General features: G+C 61.3%; 3 protein-coding genes. 2 read left to right on the top strand and 1 reads right to left on the bottom strand.

Translation table 11 applies throughout. The annotated features are described in order from the left end of the window. Positions 1-88: 88 nt before the first annotated feature. On the top strand, positions 89-1,006 hold the full coding sequence (locus tag AC1DT3_RS16185) for a sugar kinase (RefSeq protein ID WP_477466269.1): 918 nt from the start codon (positions 89-91) through the stop codon (positions 1,004-1,006). Positions 1,007-1,051: 45 nt separating this feature from the next. Here AC1DT3_RS16185 and AC1DT3_RS16180 read toward each other — a convergent pair whose 3' ends face one another. Continuing rightward, the gene (locus AC1DT3_RS16180) at positions 1,052-1,858 is read right to left on the bottom strand and encodes a DUF4142 domain-containing protein (protein ID WP_477466268.1); all 807 of its coding nucleotides are present in this window, start codon (positions 1,856-1,858) and stop codon (positions 1,052-1,054) included. Positions 1,859-2,131: 273 nt separating this feature from the next. Between AC1DT3_RS16180 and AC1DT3_RS16175 the strand changes: the two genes are divergently transcribed. Further along, the coding region (locus AC1DT3_RS16175; protein WP_477466267.1) for an acyltransferase family protein at positions 2,132-3,179 on the top strand (1,048 nt) is incomplete at its 3' end.

The following is a 3,179-nucleotide window of genomic DNA, read 5'->3' as shown; positions in this document are numbered from 1 at the left end:
CGCTTGACCCCGGCAATATTTTCAACCCCGGCAAAGTCATCGCGATGGGCGACGGCAATCCGGCCCCTCATGCGGACGACAGAGTTTCATGAAGACGCTTGATATTCTTTGCGTCGGCGAGCCCTTGATGGAGTTCGCCGAGCTGACACGCGGCGATGAGCGGCTCTATCTGCCGGGCTTCGGTGGTGACATTTCCAATACAGCCGTCGCCGCGGCACGGCAGGGTGCGAAAGTTGGCCTGTTCACAGCCCTTGGTGACGACGCGTTCGGTGCGGACTTCTTGAAGTTGTGGGACCGGGAAGGCATCGATCGTTCGTCTGTCATCAACCGCAAGGACGGACGAACGGGGGTCTATTTCATCAGCTATGGCGACGAGGGACATGTCTTCTCCTATGCCCGCGCAGGCTCGGCTGCGAGCCTCGTCACGGAAGCGGAGCTTCCTCTGGCACAGATTGCAGCCTCACGCGTGCTGCACGCTTCCGGTATCAGCCAGGCGATCTCGACGTCTTGCGCGGATGCGGTCTTCAGCGCAATCCGTCACGCCAAAGCCAATGGTACCATCGTCAGTTACGATACAAATTTGAGATTGCGATTGTGGCCGCTCGATCGCGCGCGCGCCGTCATTCACGGCGCGGTGGCCCAAAGCGACATTGCGTTGCCGGGCCTCGACGACGCGCAGCAACTGACAGGTCTCGAACGTCCGGAAGATATCTGCGCTTTCTATCTGGGACTTGGGTGCCGCATTGTGGCGCTGACGATGGGAAAATCCGGAACGATGGTGATGACGGGTGAGCGGCGGGACGTTGTTCCCGCGCGGCCGGTGGATGCCATCGACGCCACCGGTGCCGGCGATACGTTCGACGGTGCCTTTCTCGCCRATTGGTTGCGGCATCAAGACCCCTTCAGGGCCACGGCCTACGCGAACGCTGCAGCGGCGCTATCGACGCTTGGAAAAGGCGCCGTCGCTCCCATGCCGCGTCGCGCAGACGTCGAAGCCTTTCAATAGAAATCGGCGGCCGTCTCCAGCCGCCGACTTGTTGTCCCCTGGCGATTATCGACGTTGGCCGACGCCGGGAAGACGACGCGCTTCAGCTGCGTGCTCTTCCAAATGCGGGATCGCCGAGCGGACGTAGTTCATCATGCCCGCGTCGGATCCGTTCGCCGCGTAGCTGTTGTACAAGGCGAGCGCGTCGCGATGGGCTGTCCATTGCGTCTGACCGTAAAGACGGTCGAAGCGGGACCCGCTCGCCGTCGCAAGCTCGTTCAACGTCCTCAATTGTTCCGCGTCGAGCGGGACCGGTGTGTGCATCTGCGAGGCAACGGAGCCTGTCGCTTCGATCTCGGTTGCCGCACGTGGTTGCGGATTGGTCGCGAGGCTGCCCGAACGCTGACCGCTTCTCGAGCCCAATGGGCCGTCAAAATTGGGATCGTGACCGGGTTTGGGAGCAATACCCGTCGCTGTTGCGACCGTACCCGTCGTGGCGCCGATACCAGCACCCACGGCTGCACCCACCGGACCGCCGACCAACGCACCGACACCGGCGCCGGCGAGAGTTCCGGTTACGGTTCCGCCCACCATCACACCCTCCGCCGTGTAAAGCGGGCGGCCGCCATTGAGCGCTTGGCTCGTCTGTCCGTGATCGGTGACCATCTGCTGCGCGAAGGCGAGCACGCGAGGATTGCGCGATCGCTCAAGGGCGATGCGGCTGGCTTCGATTTCAAAGGCGTCGGCCTGCAGCGCCTTCTGTCGGAATGTCTGGCTGTCCATGGGAGCCGTGGCTGGGGACGTCATAGTCTGCGCGAAGGCCGGCGCGGACATCGGCACCAGAAGTGCCGCGACAGCAATATACTTTTTCATGATGAAACTCCCTGATTTTCGGGTAGCGCACGCGATTCCACGAAGCCGGAAGGCTAGGAGAATCTGTTTAATGTGCTGCACACCGTCAACGATTGGGTACTTCTCTGGTTCCAGGAAAATAATGACTTCTCAATACATTGAAGCTTGTCCGTTAAAGCTATTCTATGCCTCGAAATTTTCCAGAAAGACGTAATTTTTCTTGCGCAGAAATGCCAAGGTGCGCTTTGGTTCGGCTTGCGCTATGGAGCGGAAAGCTCAAAACTCGAGATCCGCTTGTCGAAACTCGTCCACATCCAACTGCTCCGAGCGCTCGCGGCACTGTCCGTAGCGTTCCTGCACGCGCAGCACGACGCGGCAGGATTGTCGGCGCGCCTCGGTTTCGTATTTGCGCCGCTCGATCAATGGCCATGGATGGCCGGGGTCGACGTGTTCTTCGTCATTTCGGGATTCATCATGGTCTACACGTCCCGGGATCTCTTCGGGGCGCCGGGAGCGCCGGGTATTTTTCTCGCGAGGCGGATTGCACGCATCGTGCCGCTGTATTGGGGTGTGACGACCCTCTATGTCGCCGTCGCTCTCCTGGCGCCGATGCTGGTAAACGGCGGTGTTCAAGGTTTCTGGCCGGTCGTTGCATCCTATCTGTTCATTCCGTTCGAACGGTCGAGCGGGCCGATCCAACCGATCTATTCGCTCGGCTGGACGCTCAACTACGAAATGTTCTTCTACGTCCTGTTCGCGCTCGTGCTGGTATGGCGGCAGCGTCTCGCGCTGCTTGTCCTCATCGCGGCCCTGTCGGCGCTGACCATTGTCGGCCGCACGACGACGCTGCCTCAGCCGCTGGCGTTTTGGACGGATCCGATCATCCTCGAATTTGCATTCGGCGTGATGCTCGGAATCCTGCGCGTCAGCGGCAGGACGCTGCCGTTCGTTGTGCGCGTAGCGCTTGCCATTCTCGCCTTCGCGCTACTGGGAGCGAACATCGTCGGCACGAGCAGCGATCCGATGCTCCGTCCCCTTGGTTGGGGAGTTCCCGCCGCCCTGCTCGTCGCGGCGGCGGCCCTGGGACCGGAACGGCCGGCGGCGCTCGATCGCCTGACCCGCTTCGGTGTGCGCGTCGGCGATGTGTCTTACGCCATCTATCTCATTCACCCGTTCGTCATCAGGTCTTTGAGCGAAGTCATCGCACGAAGCGGCCTCGGGTGGGTGCTCGGGGCCTCGGGGTTCTTCGCGATCACGCTTCTCGGTACGCTCATTGCGAGCTTCGCCGTTCATCTCTGGTTCGAACGTCCGCTCACGTCCTGGCTGAGGCGAAAACTCGAAC

Source organism: Microvirga sp. P4_G7 (genome assembly GCF_056401005.1).
This window is presented reverse-complemented; position numbering and strand designations above follow the sequence as displayed.